At 71.1% G+C, this 16199-nt stretch carries 14 protein-coding genes; 13 read left to right on the plus strand and 1 reads right to left on the minus strand.

The window, feature by feature from the left end; translation table 11 throughout:
- Nucleotides 1-54: 54 nt before the first annotated feature.
- From RM543_RS07205 to RM543_RS07255, 11 genes are all read left to right on the plus strand, one after another.
- Nucleotides 55-1353, plus strand: a complete 1299-nt coding sequence (locus RM543_RS07205; protein ID WP_311690213.1) for a WcaI family glycosyltransferase — start codon at nt 55-57, stop codon at nt 1351-1353.
- Nucleotides 1350-2816, plus strand: a complete 1467-nt coding sequence (locus RM543_RS07210; protein ID WP_311690214.1) for a hypothetical protein — start codon at nt 1350-1352, stop codon at nt 2814-2816. The genes RM543_RS07205 and RM543_RS07210 overlap by 4 nt, the downstream gene beginning before the upstream one ends.
- Nucleotides 2813-4117: a hypothetical protein gene (locus tag RM543_RS07215; RefSeq protein WP_311690215.1), complete on the plus strand. Its 1305-nt coding sequence runs from the start codon at nt 2813-2815 to the stop codon at nt 4115-4117. The genes RM543_RS07210 and RM543_RS07215 overlap by 4 nt, the downstream gene beginning before the upstream one ends.
- A complete protein-coding gene (locus RM543_RS07220) occupies nt 4099-5112 on the plus strand; it encodes a glycosyltransferase family 9 protein (protein ID WP_311690216.1) in 1014 nt (337 codons plus the stop codon). The genes RM543_RS07215 and RM543_RS07220 overlap by 19 nt, the downstream gene beginning before the upstream one ends.
- Nucleotides 5109-6239, plus strand: a complete 1131-nt coding sequence (locus RM543_RS07225; protein ID WP_311690217.1) for an AGE family epimerase/isomerase — start codon at nt 5109-5111, stop codon at nt 6237-6239. The genes RM543_RS07220 and RM543_RS07225 overlap by 4 nt, the downstream gene beginning before the upstream one ends.
- Nucleotides 6236-7711, plus strand: coding sequence for a D-glycero-beta-D-manno-heptose-7-phosphate kinase (gene rfaE1, locus RM543_RS07230; protein WP_311690218.1), 1476 nt, complete (start codon nt 6236-6238; stop codon nt 7709-7711). The genes RM543_RS07225 and rfaE1 overlap by 4 nt, the downstream gene beginning before the upstream one ends.
- Nucleotides 7708-8688, plus strand: a complete 981-nt coding sequence (gene rfaD, locus RM543_RS07235; protein WP_311690219.1) for an ADP-glyceromanno-heptose 6-epimerase — start codon at nt 7708-7710, stop codon at nt 8686-8688. The genes rfaE1 and rfaD overlap by 4 nt, the downstream gene beginning before the upstream one ends.
- The gene (locus RM543_RS07240; protein WP_311690220.1) at nt 8685-9218 is read left to right on the plus strand and encodes a D-glycero-alpha-D-manno-heptose-1,7-bisphosphate 7-phosphatase; all 534 of its coding nucleotides are present in this window, start codon (nt 8685-8687) and stop codon (nt 9216-9218) included. Before rfaD ends, RM543_RS07240 begins: the two co-directional genes overlap by 4 nt.
- Complete coding sequence (locus RM543_RS07245) at nt 9215-10384, plus strand: glycosyltransferase (protein ID WP_311690221.1); 1170 nt, start codon at nt 9215-9217, stop codon at nt 10382-10384. Before RM543_RS07240 ends, RM543_RS07245 begins: the two co-directional genes overlap by 4 nt.
- Nucleotides 10368-10955, plus strand: coding sequence for an LbetaH domain-containing protein (locus RM543_RS07250; RefSeq protein WP_311690222.1), 588 nt, complete (start codon nt 10368-10370; stop codon nt 10953-10955). The genes RM543_RS07245 and RM543_RS07250 overlap by 17 nt, the downstream gene beginning before the upstream one ends.
- Before the next feature lie 85 nt (nt 10956-11040).
- Nucleotides 11041-12333, plus strand: a complete 1293-nt coding sequence (locus RM543_RS07255; protein ID WP_311690223.1) for an SGNH/GDSL hydrolase family protein — start codon at nt 11041-11043, stop codon at nt 12331-12333.
- Nucleotides 12334-12336: 3 nt separating this feature from the next.
- Here the strand turns inward: RM543_RS07255 and RM543_RS07260 are convergent, their stop codons facing one another.
- Nucleotides 12337-14559 (minus strand): DEAD/DEAH box helicase, encoded by a 2223-nt coding sequence (locus RM543_RS07260; protein WP_311690224.1) that lies wholly within the window; start codon nt 14557-14559, stop codon nt 12337-12339.
- Nucleotides 14560-14775: 216 nt separating this feature from the next.
- Between RM543_RS07260 and RM543_RS07265 the strand changes: the two genes are divergently transcribed.
- Together RM543_RS07265 and RM543_RS07270 are read left to right on the plus strand one after the other, a co-directional pair.
- Nucleotides 14776-15309, plus strand: coding sequence for an invasion associated locus B family protein (locus tag RM543_RS07265; protein WP_311690225.1), 534 nt, complete (start codon nt 14776-14778; stop codon nt 15307-15309).
- Between the two features lie 102 nt (nt 15310-15411).
- Nucleotides 15412-16170: an NAD kinase gene (locus tag RM543_RS07270; protein ID WP_311690226.1), complete on the plus strand. Its 759-nt coding sequence runs from the start codon at nt 15412-15414 to the stop codon at nt 16168-16170.
- Nucleotides 16171-16199 lie beyond the last annotated feature (29 nt).

Below are 16199 nucleotides of genomic sequence, written 5' to 3' on the forward strand. Positions count from 1 at the left end.
TGTGTCCTGTGTGTACAAAAATGGCAAACAACGCATCCTTTCCGCACCGCTTCCTTGCGGGATCCGGGCTCGGGCCCGGTGAAGGTTCTCATCCTGGGGTTGAATTCCCAGCCGGAACGAACCGGGATCGCCGTCTATACCAGCGGACTTGCACGGTACCTCGCGGAGCGGGGCGCCACGATCCGCCATATCGCCGGGCAACCCTACTATCCCGGCTGGGCCGTCGCCGAGGGGCATTCGCGCTTTCTATGGCAGCGGCGCCAGGCCGCGCCGGGGCTCGGCGTCCTCCACTGCCCCCATTACGTTCCGCCTCGCCCGAACGGCATCGTTCGCATTCTGCATCACCTGTCCTTCGCGGCCTCGTCCGCGCTTCCCGCCGCCTGGTCCGCCATCCGCTTCCGGCCGGACATCGTGTTCACGGTCGCACCCTCCCTCGCCTCCGCCCCGGTCGCCCTCGCCGCGGCCGCGCTCGCAGGGGCGCCCGCCTGGCTCCATGTGCAGGATCTCGAGGTGGACGCGGCCGGTGCGACCGGGCTGATGAGGGACGGGCCGGTGCTGCGCCTTGCCCGCGCCCTCGAACGTGCGATCCTGAGGCGCTTCGACCGGGTGAGCACGATCTCCGCCCCGATGAAGCGGCGTCTCGCCGCCAAGGGCGTTTCTGAGACGCGACTTACGGAGTTCCGCAACTGGGCCGACATCGCCGCCATCGCGCCCTTCGAGGGGCCGTCCCCGATGCGGCAAATCCTCGGCCTCAACCGCCCGCGCATCGCCCTCTACTCGGGAAGCCTCTCCCGTAAGCAGGGCGTCGAGCTTCTGGCCGGCGTGGCGCGGGCGCTGGAGAAGCGGGACGATCTGACCCTCCTCGTCTGCGGCGACGGGCCGTCGCGGGCGGAGCTGGAGGAGCTGTGCCGCGGTCTGGACAATGTCGCCTTTCGCCCGCTCCAACCGCCCGAGCGGCTGAGCGCGCTTCTCGGCGCGACGGACGTGCACCTCTTGCCGCAGATGGGCAGCGCCGCCGATCTCGTGCTGCCGTCCAAGCTCACCAACATGCTCGCATCGGCCCGCCCGGTCGTCGCCACCGCCGCTCCGGGAACCGCCCTTGCCGAAGAGGTCGCCGGCTGCGGGATCGTGACGCCGCCGGGAGATGCCGCCGCGATGGCGCATGCGGTCGGCCGCCTTCTGGACGATGAGCCCTTGCGTCTCTCCCTTGGCCGCGCGGCCCGCGCGCGCGCGCTGTCGCGCTGGGACGGCTCCGCGATCCTCGCGCGCGCAGCCGCGGAGATGGAGGCGCTGGCCCGTGCCTCCGACACGGCGCGCGCGTCCGTCCCTCTCGATGCGGAGCGGGGCGGATGACGGGCGGAACCCTCCCTGCCGCGCATCCGCGCCTCGCCGCCGCGATCTGGCTGACGGGAGCGTCGCATCTCTGCCTCGCGGCGGGGCATCTGGCGCTCGGCTCGGACCGGTTCCTGACGGCGTCGATGGGGGCCATGTCGCTCTGGGGGATCTCTCGGCTGATGCGGGACGAGATCTGGCCCGGGGACTACTACGTCTTCGCACTCGGCATCTATTCGGGGACAGCCGCGCTCGCGGTGAAGCTGGCCTACGCCCAGCCCCTCCAGTCGAACCTCCAGCAGCCTGGAATGGCCTGCGCGATCCTCCTTGGCGGCTTCGTGGCGGCCGCGGGCGCGGCGGAGATCGCGCGCTTCGTCGCCCGCCATGTCGTTCGGCCGGCAACGGTGCGGGCCTGGGCGGATCCGGGGCTGCTCGCGCGCGCCTATCCCTGGCTCCTGGCGGCGGGAGCGGCGTTCCTTCTTCTGCACGTCGCTGTGCGTCCGCGCATGGTCGCCGGTGTCCTGCACCAGACGGACGGCTTCGGCGGCTTCGGCGGCTTCACCTTCCTGCTCACCCTCGGCATCGCGGCAGCCTCCCGCCGGCTCCTGATCGACGGCGCGCGAGGCCCGTTCCGGGTCCTCATCCTCGCCGGGATCGCGATGGTGACGCTGTCGCTCGTGGCGAACACGAAGCGGGAGGTGTTCGAGTTCGGGGTCTGCCTCCTCCTCGGGCTCCTGGCCGCAAGGGCCCGGCTGAGGATCCTGCCGTCGCTTGTGGCCATCGGTGCCGCGGCCGTCATCGCGCTCTACGTCTCGCCGGTCATCCATCTGATGCGGAATGACTTTCTCGAGATCGGGCTGATGGATCGCGTGCTCGAGGGCTGGACCATTCTCAAAGCGCACGGCTTTGACCCTGCCGCCCTTGCCGAAGAGGAGGCGAGGTTCTTCGCCGGCTTCTCCTACGCCTATCGCGAGGCGGGCAGCTACGTCTTCCCGGAGCGCGGCGCCTTCGACCGCTTCATGCTCATCCTGCCCGTCGACCAGGTCGCGCGGATGGCTCTCGAGGGCGAAGTGATGGGGGTGCGACCCTTCGCGAGGGAGGCCCTGGAGGGGATCCTGCCGTCGATCCTGATCGACAAGAGCGTGATGGTCGGCTCCGATCGCGTGGCCTGGGCTTACGGGATCCGCGAATACGGCAGCTCCGCGCGGCCGGTCCTCGGCTTCACCGCAACGGCGCTCGCGATGGGCGGGCCCGTCGCCGTGATCGCAGCGCCGATCCTGGTTCTGTTGCCGATCCTGATCGCCTTCAACATCGCGTTCGGTCATCTCAGGGCCTCCGCTCTCGGGCACGGCTTCATCGCGATCACCTGGTACCTGGCGGAGCAGGGCGTGGATTCGCTGATCTCCTTTGCCGGGCGGAACGCAGTGCTGATGTGGGTCGTCTCGGCGCTTCTGGCCACCTGGTGGAGGGAGCGGGGGGCATGAGCCGGCTGAAACGAACGCTCGGCGCCCAGGTTTACGGGCAGGCGGTGACCGTCGCGGTGCAGGTCGGGCTCCTGCCGATCCTGATCGCCTCCTGGGGCGTGGAGGTCTTCGGCGTCTGGGCCGTGCTGACGGCAATCCCGGCCGCGTTCGCCTTTGCGGATTTCGGCTTCACCTCCGCAGGCAAGACCGACATGGCCCTGCGCGTCTCCGCCGGGGATCGGGACGGCGCCGTGGAGACCTACCACAGCATCTTCGTGCTTCTTCTCGCGGGCGCGGCCCTTCTGGCGATCACCCTCGGGGCGGGCGTGCTCCTGCTGCCGCTGGAGCGGATCCTGCATCTGGGGCCGGTGGCGCCGGACCTCGTGCGCGCCGTGCTGCTTCTCCAGATCGCGAGCGCGTTGTCGTACCAGTTCTTCCTTCTGATGGCAGCCGGCCTGCGCGCGGCGGGGCGACCGGCGACGGAAGCGGCGTTCGGCGCCACGGCCCGGCTCGGGGAGGCGGCGGCGGTGGCGCTTGCGGCCGTTCTCGGCGGCTCGCTCCTGTGGGCCGCCGCATGCGCCCTCGCGACTCGCCTCGCGGCACTGGCGGTGCTTGCCGGGTGGCTCGGGGCCAGAGCGCCGTGGCTGAGGCTCGGGCTGTCTCGGGCAAGCGGCACGCGGCTCCGCGCGCTCGCGGGGCCCTCGGTGGCCTGCATGCTGATACCGCTTGGACATGCGCTCCTCCTCCAGGCGCCCCTTCTGATCCTCGGTGCCGCGGCATCGCCGGCTGCCGCCGCGCTGTACTCCGTCAGCCGCACCGTCGCGCGGGTCGGCGTGTCGGCGGCGAACGCCATCTGCCACGCCTTCACACCCGAATACAGTTACGCCCACGGCGCCAGGAACCGTGCGCGTCACAGCCGGCTCGTCCGCGTCCAGGGCAGGATTCTCGGGGGCGGTGCGCTGCTCTACGCGCTCGCGGCGCCCTTCGGCATCCCGGCCGGGGCGGCGCTGCTCTCGGGCGGCGCGCTTTCGCCCGGTCTCGCCCTCACGGCGGCCCTCGCCGCGGCCGCGCTTCTCGAGATCCTCTGGTCGGGCCTCTTCGCTCCCATAGCCGCGATCAACCGGCACGGGGACATCGCGCGGGCCTTCTGTCTCGCCGCCGTTCTGGGCGCGGCACTGGCATCGACGCTCGGCACGCCCGCCGGGATCGCGGCGGCGGTGGCTCTGGCCCACGGTCTCACCTGTCTTGCAGCCCTGCGTCATGCAGTCGGGCTGATCCGAATACAACCTGAGGAGGCGCACCCATGTCACGGCCCATACTGATTTATCGACTTGGCAGTTTCGGCGACACGGTGGTCGCATTGCCTTGCTTCCACGCGATCAATCGCGCCTTCCCGGATCGCGAGCGTATCGTGCTGACGAACATGCCGGTCGCCGCGGATGCGCCGCCGCTGATGTCGGTCCTGGGGCAGCACGGCCAGTTCGTGGACCGGGTGCTGACCTACCCGGCGGGCACGCGCGATCCCAGGGCGCTGGCGAGGCTGGCGCGGCAGATCCGCAAGACCGGCGCCGACGAAGCGGTCTGGCTCATGCCGGAGCGGAGCACCTGGGCGATCCGGCGGGACGTGGCCTTCTTCCAGCTCGCCGGGATCCGGACGATTCACTGCCTGCCGAAGACAGATGAAGAGCGGCACGCCCGCGTACACCCCGAGACCGGCGAGACGGAACGCGAGGTGTTCCGGCTGCTCCGGTGCTGTGCGGACCTGGCGCCCGGGGACATCCCGTTGCGGATGGCGTTCGATCTGAAGCTCACCGACGCCGAGGTGCGGGCTGGGCGGGCAGCGCGGGCGCCCTTCGGCGGGCTGCCCTTCATCGCGATCAACATGGGCGGCAAGGCGGCGACGAAAGACTGGGGCGCCGGCAACTGGATGGAGCTGGCGCGGATGATCGGGCGGTACGACATCGGCGTGATGGCGATCGGCGCGGCGGAGGACCGGGCGACGGCGAACTGCGTCCTCTCGGCCTGGCCGGGTCCGGTGGCGAACCTTTGCGGCACCCTGTCGCCGCGGGTCAGCGGCGCGGCGATGCGGGGCGCGCTCGCGTTCATCGGCCACGATTCGGGACCGCTGCATCTCGCCGCGGCCCTGGGCGTACCGACGATCGGTCTCTTCGGGGACCATAACGCGCCCCGGCAATGGCATCCGATGGGTCAGGACGTCCAGGTCATTCACCGCACCTCCGGCATGCGGGACATCGCCGTCGAGGAAGTCGCGAACATGCTGGATCCGCATCTCACCGTCCGGGAGGCGGCGGAATGACACCGTCCGCGCTCCTGCGCTGGATGAACGGGACCGCATTGCCGCTCTGGGCCGCCCATGGCGTCGAGGCGGATGGCGGGTTCGCCGAGCTTCTGACGGCGGATCTGCGCGCCATCGCGCGGCCCCGGCGCGCGCGGCTGACGGCGCGGCAGGTCTATGTCTTCGCCTCGGGCGCACGGCTTGGTTGGGAGGGGGCGGGGCTGAGGGTCGCGCGTTCGGGACTGGAGATCCTGTCGCGCAAGTTCGTGCGGCTCGACGGAACGGTGGTCCCGCGTCTCGATCCGGACGGGCGGGCGATGAACGCGCGGCATGACCTCTACGACGATGCCTTCGTCCTCTTCGCGCTCGCCGCCCTGTCTCCCGATCCGGCGGCGGAAGCGCTGGCCCGGCGCGTCACGCTGGCGCTGGCGGATCGGTCCCTTGCCGGTGGCGGCTACTCGGACGGTCACGCCGGGCCGGGGCGACGGCTCGCCAATCCGCACATGCATCTTTTCGAGGCGGCCATCGCCTGGGCCGCGACCGGCCGGCCGGGACCGTGGCGCGGCATGGCGTCGGGGCTGTCGCGGCTAGCGCGGCAAAGGCTGATCCAGCGCAGCGTCGGCGTGATCCCGGAAGTCTATGCCGCCGACTGGACGCCGGTGCCCGACGCCGACGGCCTGCTGATCGAGCCGGGTCACCTGTTCGAATGGGGCTGGCTCCTGATCAGGTGGGGTCGCATGTCCGACGACAAGGAGGCGGTCGCGGACGGCGAGCGCCTCGGCCGGACGGCGGAGACCCACGGGCTCGCCGCGGATGGCACCGTCCTCGATGCGCTGAACGAGCGGCTCGAGGTGCGTGCGCGGGGCGCCCGGCTCTGGCCGCAGGCGGAGCGGGCGAAGTTCTGGCAGGAGGTCGCGTCCTGCGAGACGGGCGCGAAACGAGCAGATGCGATTCTCCGGCGGGACTGCGCTCTCAGGGCCCTCGGGCGGTTCCTGTCGGGGCCCCGGCCGGGGCTCTGGCGCGAGGTGCGGCAGCCGGACGGCACGTTCGTCGAGGAGCCGGTGCGGGCCTCCTCCCTCTACCACATCGTCTCGGCGGCGGACGTCATGGCCGGCGCGGTGCCCGTCTACGAGGAGGTTCTGCGATGACGTCGCTCGCGCCATGGGTCGCCGCCTTCGCAGGCCAGCGGATCGTCTGTGTCGGCGACGTTATGCTGGACACGTTCACCGAAGGGCATGTCGGGCGCATCTCGCCGGAGCGTCCGATCCCGGTCTTCGAGGCGGGGCGGGAGCGATCCGTGCCCGGCGGCGCGGCGAACGTCGCGCGCGGCGTGGCGGCGCTCGGCGGGTGCTGCGAGCTGGTCTCCGTGATCGGGACGGACGAAGCCGGCGTGATCCTGGGCGCGTTCCTGGACGGGGCTCCCGGCATCGAGGCCGACCTGATCCGGTCGCCCGACCGCTGCACCAGTCACAAGACCCGCTTCGTCGCGTTCGGCCAGCATATGCTCAGGGTGGACCGGGAGATGCTGCGGCCCCTGTCGCCGCCCGAGGAGGCGGCCGTCGTCGACGCCGTGCGGCGGCGCCTGCCGGGGGCCGGAGCGCTGATCCTGTCCGACTACGCCAAGGGTGTGCTGACCGGGCGCGTGATCGCGGATCTCGTCGCGGCGGCGAGGAAGGAGGGCGTTCCGGTGGCCGTCGATCCCAAGGCGCAGGGCTTCCAGCGCTATGCGGGGGCCGACGTCCTGACCCCGAACCTTCCGGAACTGGAACGGGCGTTCGGCGCGCCCCTCGGGCAGGAGGCGGCGCTGGCGGCGGCGGCGCTGCAGCTGGCGCAACGCGCCGGCGTCGGGGCGCTCCTCGTGACCCGGGGGAGCGACGGGATGACGCTCGCGCGCCCCGGACGGGCCCCGTGCCACATCCGCGCCGAGGCGCGGGAGGTGTTCGACGTGGTCGGTGCCGGCGATACCGTCATCGCCACCCTCGCGCTCGCTCTCGCCGCCGGGGTCGGGATGACCGATGCCGCGCGCATCGCCAATGCGGCCGCCGCGATCGTGGTCGGCAAGCGAGGCACCTCGACCGTCTCGCCGGAGGAACTGGCGGATCGGCTGGAGGCGGCGGAGCGGGACGGCAAGCGCCTCGGCGCACCGCAGCTCCTGTCGCTCGAGGAGGCTGTGCGCTACGTCGCCCGACGCCGGGCGGAGGGGCGCCGCATCGGCTTCACCAACGGTGTCTTCGACATCGTGCATCCGGGCCACATCGCGCTTCTGGAGTTCACCTGCAGCACCTGCGACGTGCTGATCGTCGGGCTGAACGGCGACGCCTCCGTCCGCCGCCTCGGCAAGGGGCCGGATCGCCCGATCAATCCCGAACTCGACCGCGCCGCAGTCCTCGGTGCGTTCGGAACGGTGGATGCGGTGGTGATCTTCGATGAGGACACGCCCGTCCGACTGATCCGCTCCCTGAGGCCGGACGTTCTGGTGAAGGGGGCGGATTACAGCATGGATGCGGTGGTCGGCTCGGATATCGTCCTCGGCTACGGCGGCGAGGTGCGTCTTGCGCCGCTGGTGGACGGCAAGTCCTCCACCTCGATCATCCGCCGCGCGCGGGAGGGGGCGGCGTGATCCTCGTGACCGGCGGCGCCGGCTTCATCGGCTCGAACATGCTCGCCGACCTGGAGGCGGCGGGCGCGGGGCCTCTCGTTCTGTGCGACTGGCTCGGGACGGGTGAGAAGTGGCGCAACGTGAGCAAGCGCCGGATCGCGGAGTTCGTGCGCCCGGAGGATCTTCCGCGTTGGCTCGAGGGCCGGCAGGGCGTCGAGGCGGTGATCCACCTGGGCGCGATCTCGGCCACGACGGAGCGCGATGCGGACCTGCTGATCGAACGCAACATCCGCACGACGGTCCGGCTCTGGGACTGGTGCACCGCTGCACGGGTGCCCCTTCTCTACGCCTCCTCGGCGGCGAGCTACGGCGCGCGGGAGACGGACCTTGCCGATGACGAGGCTCCCGCCGCCCTCGCAGCCCTTGCCCCCCTGAATGCCTACGGCTGGTCCAAGGCCGCCACGGACCGGATCCTGCTGGATCGGGCGCGCGCCGGAGAGGCGCCGGCGCTCTGGGCCGGCTTGCGGTTCTTCAACGTCTACGGCCCCAACGAGTATCACAAGGAGAACATGATGAGCGTCGTCACCAGGTTTTTCAGCCCCTTGTCCCGTGGGGAGACTGTCGAGCTCTTCAAGTCGGACCGTCCCGGCATCGCGGACGGACAGCAATCGCGCGATTTCGTCTACGTCAAGGACTGCACGGCGGCGATGCTGGCCATGCTGGAGCGGCCGGTTCCGTCAGGTCTCTACAACCTCGGAACGGGCGTCGCGCGCAGCTTCGCGGACCTCGTCGCCGCCCTCGGCCGTGCGCTCGGGCGGGAGCCGGAGATCCGCTACATCCCGCTCCCGGTCGCCCTCGAGGGGCGCTACCAGTACCGCACCGAGGCGCAGATGGCGAAGCTCCGCCGCGCCGGAATCGACATGCCCTTTCGCGATATCGAGGCGGGCGTCGCCGATTACGTCGAGACGCACCTTTCGACGATGGATCCCTACCGATGATGCGGCCGGCCGTCTTTCTGGACCGGGACGGGACGGTGATCGAGGATCGTCATTTCCTCAGCGATCCCCGCGGCGTGCGCCTGCTGCCCGGCGCGGCGAAGGGGATGCGGCGCTTCGCGGAGGCCGGCTACCGGATCGTCATCGTGTCCAACCAGTCGGGCATCGGCCGCGGCCTCTTCCCGCGGGATGCGCTTTCGAAGGTCATGCGGGAGACGGACCGTCAGCTCGTGGCCGAGAAGGTCTTCGTGCAGGACTGGCAGAACTGCCCGCATGCACCGGACGCGGGCTGCACCTGCCGCAAGCCGAGTCCGGGGCTCCTCGATCGGGCGCGGAGCCTTGCGGATATCGATTTCGGCGCATCCTGGATGATCGGAGACCGTCCGAGCGATATCGGGGCGGGGCGCGCGCGGGGCGTTCCCGGTATCCTCGTGATGACGGGCCAGGGCATGTGCCACGTCGACTGGGCGCGGCGCGAGGGGGTGCCGATCGCGGCGAGCCTCGAAGAGGCGGCGGAGATCGCCCTGACATGAGGGTTCTTCGTATCATCGCCTCGGTCGATCCAGCGCAGGGCGGCCCCGTCGAGGCGCTGCGCCACTCCGCCAAGGCGCAGGCCGCGCTCGGCATCGAGACGGACGTGCTGTGCCTCGACGAGCAGACCTCCCCCCACGCGCTGTGCTTCCCGGCGCGGGTCTTCGGCCTGGGGCCGGTGCAGCACCGCTACGGGTACACGCCGCGCCTCGGCATGTGGATGCGGCAGCATGCGGCCGCCTATGACGCGGCGGTGATCCACGGGCTCTGGAACCACGCTTCCGTCGCCGGGGGGCAGGCCGCGATCCGGGCGGGACTGCCGCACCTGGTGTTCACCCACGGGATGCTCGATCCGTGGTTCCGGGCGGCCTACCCGGCGAAACACGCCCTGAAGCAGGCCTTCTGGGCAACGTACCAGGGCAGGGTGCTGGCGCGGGCGCACAAGGTTCTCTTCACCTCGGGGGAGGAGCAGCGGCTGGCCGAGGGCATGTTCCGCATGTGGCCCTACCGCGGCCATGTCGTTCCCTATGGGGCGGCCCAGCCCGGCAGTCGCGACCGAAAGGAGGGGCCGGCCGCGTTCCGCGCGGCCTGTCCGGGCCTCGGCTCGGCGCCATTCGTGCTGTTCCTGTCGCGGCTTCATCGCAAGAAGGGGGCGGATCTGCTTGTCGATGCCTTCGCGGAGATCGCCGCGCGCCGGCCGGACCTTCACCTCGTCGTGGCGGGACCGGATCAGGAGGGAATCGCGAAGACACTTGCGACGACCGCCGCGGCCGTCGGGCTCGGCGGGCGGGTCCACCTGCCCGGACCGCTTCTTGGATGTGCGAAATGGGGAGCCCTTCTCAGCGCGGAGGCGCTGGCGCTGCCGTCGCACGGGGAGAATTTCGGCATCATCCTGGCCGAGGCGATGGCCTGTGGCACGCCGGTCCTGACGACGAAGCGGGTCAATATCTGGCGGGAAATCGAAGCCGGCGGTGCGGGGCTCGTGACGGAGAACGACCACGCCGGTACGGTCGAGGGCCTTGCCCGCTTTCTCGCCCTCGCGCCCGCCGCCGTGGACGGGATGAGGCGGCAGGCGCGCAGGACGTACGAGCGGCATTTCTCCGTGTCCTGCGCGGCGGAGGCGCTCGCGGAGCTTCTTCAGGAGGCCGCTCATGCGCGCCGGGCCTGATCCCCTCCAGGCCTGCGAGGGACGGAACATCTTCACCGGCGGCGCTTCCTTCACGCTCGCCAACCGTCTGGAACGGATAATGTTCGCGGCGGTCTGGCTGCTCCTTGCGCGCTGGACGCCGCCACCCCTCCATACGTGGCGGGCGGGTCTCCTGAGGGTCTTCGGCGCGCGGATCGGGGCGGGCGCCCGGATCTACGGCTCGGCCGCGATCTGGCTGCCGCGCAACCTGGACATCGCCGAAGAGGCGGTGATCGGTCCCCGCGTGCGCCTCTATGCCATGGGGCGGATTGCCGTGGGGCGGCGCGCCGTCATCTCCCAGGGGGCGCATCTCTGCGGCGGCACCCACGATACGTCCGATCCGTCCTTTAAACTCGTGACGCGACCCGTCGAGGTCGGGGAGCGGGCGTGGATCTGCGCCGAGGCCTTCGTCGGACCGGGCGTGCGCGTGGGGGAGGGCGCGGTCCTTGGTGCGCGCGGCGTTGCCATGCGCAGCCTTGCGCCCTGGATGATCCATGCCGGCAATCCCGCGCGGGAGGTGCGGGCGCGGGACATGGCCCGACCGCCCCGTTAAGCCGGTGGCAAGCCGCCCCCCCGATCGTTCCATCGGCGGCCGGGCAGGACCCGCCGCGCGGGGCCTATCGAGGAGAGCGGTGATCATGCTGGGGATCGGAGCGACGACGAGCGGGCTGGCGCTCGGCTATGGGAGCTGGCGCCATCGGACGGGTCTCGCCGCACGGCCTGTCGCGGCCTGGGGGGACAGTCTCACGGAAGGCGCGGGGGCGGACCTCGACGCGGCCTGGCCGGCGGTGGCCGAGGCGAGGAGCGGCCGGCGCATCGCGAACTTGGGTATCGGCGGGCAGACCTCGACGCAGATCGCCGCCCGGCAGGGCGCGGTGCCCATCGCGGTCTCGCTGACGGACGGCGCAATCCCGGGCTGGATCGAGGCGGACTGGAGTTTCCAAGACGGGCTGTCCGGATGGGCGCCCCGCCATGCGGCTCCGCCCGCCGCGATCCTCGCCGAGGAGGATGCGCTCGTCATCGAGGCCGAGGGGACGCCGTTCTCGGGCGCGCAGGTCTGGCTGGGACAAACGTTGGAGGCGGGCCGGACAGTGACCCTCAGCTTCGAGATCGACATGGGCGGCGCGTCCTGGATCGAGGTCGGCCTCGTCAATTCGGGCAGCGCCACGACCTTCAACGGAAGCTGGTCCGCCAGACGGGGCTTCTCCTCGGGCGGGCTCAAGAGCTTCGACCTGACGGTCGGATCGGACGGTGAGGAGACCGCCAACAGCCTCTGCGTGATGACGCATACGCAGGTCGGCACGGTGCGGATCGGCAACGTGTCGCTTGAGGAGGCGCAGCCGGAAGCGGCCGTGTCGGACGTTTCGGTCAACGTCCTTACCCGGTCCGGCGCCCATGTCGGCGCGATGCAGGGACGGCTGGCCGGCGTGGCGGGGACGATGGTGACGGATCCGGACGGACACTGGACCTTCCTGCGCACGGGAACGGGGCCTGCCGTTACGGTGGCGGACGGCACGGCCTTCGTGCCGGACGTCGCCGCGGCGATGGCGGATCGGGCCGCGTGGATCTGGGCGGGGCGGAACAACGCGGCGGCGACGGAGACGGTGAAGGCCGATATCGACGCCATGGTCGCGCATCTGGACCACGGGGAGTACCTCGTGGGGTCCGTCCTGCCGAGCGCGGCGGATGGCAGCACGGCGCTCGCTGCCATAGAGACCCTGAACGCCGATCTCGCTGCCGATCACGGCGGGCGCTTCGTCGATTGCCTCGCAGCCTTGCAGGCGGGCAGCGATGGCAGCGCCGGGGATCAGGCGGACGTCGCCGTCGGCCTTGTCCCTCGGTCGCTGCGCTCCGACGCGATCCACCTGAACGCGGCGGGCTATGCGCGTATCGCCGAGGCCTTCGTGGCGGCCTCGGCGCGGACCGGCTAGGTCTCAGCGGTCCTTGCGGCGGGGCGGCTGGCTGCCACCGGTCGGACGCTTGCCGGGCTTGCCGGGCTTCGGGCGCGCGCCACCCGGCGTGAATCGCTTGGAGGTGTCCGACGCGTTTGGCTGGCCCGGGCTTGCGGACCTGGGGCCTGCGCCCTTCGGACCGCCCTTCTTCGCGTCGCCGCCCTTGAACCCGGCGCCCTTGGGGCCGGGGGCGCCGCCGAACTTGGCCTTGCCCTTGAATGGCTTGCTATCCCTATCCTGGCGCGCGTCCCGGTCGGGTCCGGGGCCGCCTTTCGGGCCGGGGCGGGCGGCGCCATGCGGCTTGCGGGGCTTGCGGTCCGCTCCGCCGCCCTCCGGCTTGCCGCCCTTCGGCTGACGCTCGTCGCGGTCCGCCGGTTTGCGGCCCGTCCGTTCTTTCCATGCCGGGCGTTCCGCGGGAGCCGCGTCCGGCCGAGGGGCAGGGGCAGGGGCAGGGGCCGGGGCGGGGGCGGCAGGCGCGGGCGGTGCCGCCGGTTGCTCGGGTTTCGGGTCGTGGTCGGGGCCCCGTGCCTCACGCGCGGGCTCGGCCGCGGGCTTCGGATCACGGCGCGGTCCCGGTTTGGGGCCGCTTTTCCGGTCGGGGCGCTTCGGAGGAGCGGACGGGCGGCCAAGGTCCGGCGCGCCGTCAAGCTTGCGCACCGAGACGCCGTCCTCGAGCTGCCCAGCCTCGCCAAGCGCGTCCATGAGGCCCGGCAGGGCGGCCTCGGTCAGTTCCACGAAGGTCTCGGATTGCTGCACGCGGATCGCGCCGATGGCGTCCTTGTCCAGGTTGCCGGCCCGGCAGAGCAGCGGCAGAAGCCAGCGCGCCTCGGCACGGTCATCCCGCCCGACGCTCAGCGCGACCCAGCCCGACGGGCCAAACGGCGCGCGCTCGCGCGGGGCCGGCCGGGCATCGGGGGCGGACAGCTCTTCGGGCGCGGAATGCCGCTCCCGGAAGAGGCGCAGGTAGGCCGCCGCGACCTGCTCGGCACTGTACGTGGCCAGAAGGCGCGACGCGAACTCTGCCTCGTTCTCGGTCGCCTCCGCCGACCATGTCGGGTCGGAGAGGAGTCGCTCCTCGTCCTTGCGCAGGATCTCGTCCGCATCGGGGGCCGTCGTCCATTCCGCGGTGATGCGGGCGGTCTGCAGCAGGCGCTCGGCACGCTTGATCGCCTTCGGCGGCACGATGAGGGCGGAGATGCCCTTGCGGCCGGCACGGCCGGTTCGGCCGGATCGGTGCAGCAGGCCCTCGGCGTTCGACGGCAGCTCCGCATGGATCACGAGTTCGAGGTTCGGCAGGTCGATGCCGCGCGCGGCGACATCGGTGGCGACGCAGACCCTCGCCCGCCCGTCCCGCATCGCCTGAAGCGCGTGACTGCGCTCCGCCTGGCTCAGCTCACCTGAGAGGCAGACGACCGCGAAACCGCGATTGGAGAACCGGGCGGTCAGGCGATTCACCGTCGCACGAGTGTTGGCGAAGACGATCGCGTTCTGCGCCTCGTGATAGCGCAGAACGTTGATGATGGCGTTCTCCGCATCGGTCTGCGCAACGCGCAGGGCCTGATAGGCGATGTCGGCATGCTGGCTCTTGTCCGACAGCGTCGTCACCCGGACGGCATCGCGCTGGTAGTGCTTTGCCAGCGTCGCGATCATGGGGGGCACCGTGGCGGAGAACATCAGCGTCCGGCGCTCTTCGGGAGCCTCGCCGAGCATGAATTCCAGGTCCTCGCGGAAGCCGAGGTCCAGCATCTCGTCAGCCTCGTCGAGCACGATGGCCCGCAGGGAGGACATGTCGAGGGAGCCACGCTGGATATGGTCGCGCAGGCGTCCGGGCGTGCCGACGACGATGTGGGCGCCCCGCCCCAGGGCGCGGCGTTCGTCCCGCATGTCCATCCCGCCGACACAGGAGGCAACGTGCGCGCCGGCCTTCGAATAAAGCCAGCCGAGCTCCCGCGAGACCTGAAAGGCCAGCTCTCGCGTGGGGGCGACGATGAGCGCGAGGGGGGCCGCAGCGTCCCCCAGGGTGCCGTCTTCCCCGAGGATCGTCGAGCCGATGGCAAGGCCGAAGCCCACCGTCTTGCCGGAGCCGGTCTGCGCCGAGACGAGCAGGTCGGCATCCGCAAGTTCGGGGTTCGTGACCGCCTCCTGCACCGCGGTCAAAGTGTCGTAGCCGCGCTCCGCGAGCGCATCTGAGAGGGTCTGGATCATGAGGAGGTAGCCGATCTGCGGGGGGGCCGGAGCCGCCGTCGTGTCGCGCGCGTGGAATGCCGCAACGGGAGGAAGGAAAGGCGGCTCTCTACCGCGCCGCGCGCGCTTTGTATAGCTCCGATGTGCCGCGCGGGCGCGACAGCCTGCGCGCGTGGACAAGGCAAGCCGGCCTGTTATAGGGCTGAGGATATGCAGATGATCCCGAGGAGGCCTTTCATGTTCCGCGTCCCAAGTCGCCTTGCCGCCCTCGGCGCGGCGTTTCTCGTCGCCGGCGCCGCTGCTCTTCCGGCTCAGGAAGGGACTGGCGATGGCCCTCTCTCCCCGGGGGACGAAATCGGCCGGTGGCGCGTCGAATGCCCCGAGGGGCAGGCGCGGTGCATACTCTCGCAGACGCTGACGCGGCGGGAGGGCGGCGCTCTCGTGGCCAAGTTTCTCGTCTTCCCCGAGCCCGGGACGGACACCTACTTCTTCGCCGCCCAGGTTCCGGAAGGCGCGTATCTTCCGACGGATTTCTCCATCGGCGGCGCCGAGGACGACGCGCGCATTCCGCTGACATGGCAGACCTGCCGCGGCGGACGGTGCGAAGCGCTCATCCGGCTCGAGGCCGAAGCGCCGGGCCGCCTGGAGGCAACGGACCAGATCGGTGCCTACCGGCCCGGCCTCGGCGCCGAGCCGGTGGTCTTCGAGTTCGAGACGGAAGGGCTCGCCGATGGCCTGTCCCGTCTGCCGGAGGCGCCCGCGGCCGAGTGAGTGGTCCTCCGGGGCCGGTCTTGCCTGCCTCTTGTGGTTGCGCCCGGTGCGGGCAAAGACTGACCCTGTACCGAAGCAGGACGTGACCGGGAGACACGACGCGTGATCAGGATCGCCTTTCTCGCCAGCCCGGCCGTACAGGCGCAGGATGCCCACGAACGCCTCGTCGCGCGGCACGGCGACACCTCGCTCGAAGAGGCGCAGGTGATCGTCGCGCTCGGCGGCGACGGTTTCATGCTCCAGACGCTCCACGCCACCCAGCATCTCGACGCGCCCGTCTACGGGATGAACTGCGGCACCATCGGCTTCTTGATGAACGAATACAGCGAGGCCGACGTGGTCGAACGCGTCGCCGCGGCCGAGGAACAGGTCATCAACCCTCTCGTGATGGAGGCGACCTCTGCCGACGGATCACGCCATACCGGGCTTGCGATCAACGAAGTCTCCCTGCTCCGCGCCGGACCGCAGGCCGCGAAGCTGAAGATCTCGGTCGATGGCAAGGTCCGCCTGCCGGAGCTGGTCTGCGACGGGGCGCTGGTCTCCACCCCCGCGGGATCGACCGCGTACAACTACTCCGCCCACGGCCCGATCCTGCCCATCGGCGCGGACGTGCTGGCGCTCACGGCCGTCGCCGCATTCCGGCCAAGGCGCTGGCGGGGGGCCCTGATCCCGAAACGCTCCGAGGTGCGTATCGACGTGCTGGAAGCGCAGAAGCGCCCCGTCATGGCAGATGCGGACAGCCGGTCGGTGGAGGATGTGGTGACCGTTCTCGTGCGCTCTGAGCCGGAGGTGCGGCACCGTATCCTCTTCGATCCCGGTCACGGTCTCGACGAGCGTCTGATCCGCGAGCAGTTCGTCTGAGGGGAGAGGGGCGAGGGCCCGGCGCTCCG

It is taken from the genome of Tropicimonas omnivorans, assembly GCF_031846565.1.
Classification (GTDB): domain Bacteria; phylum Pseudomonadota; class Alphaproteobacteria; order Rhodobacterales; family Rhodobacteraceae; genus Tropicimonas_B; species Tropicimonas_B omnivorans.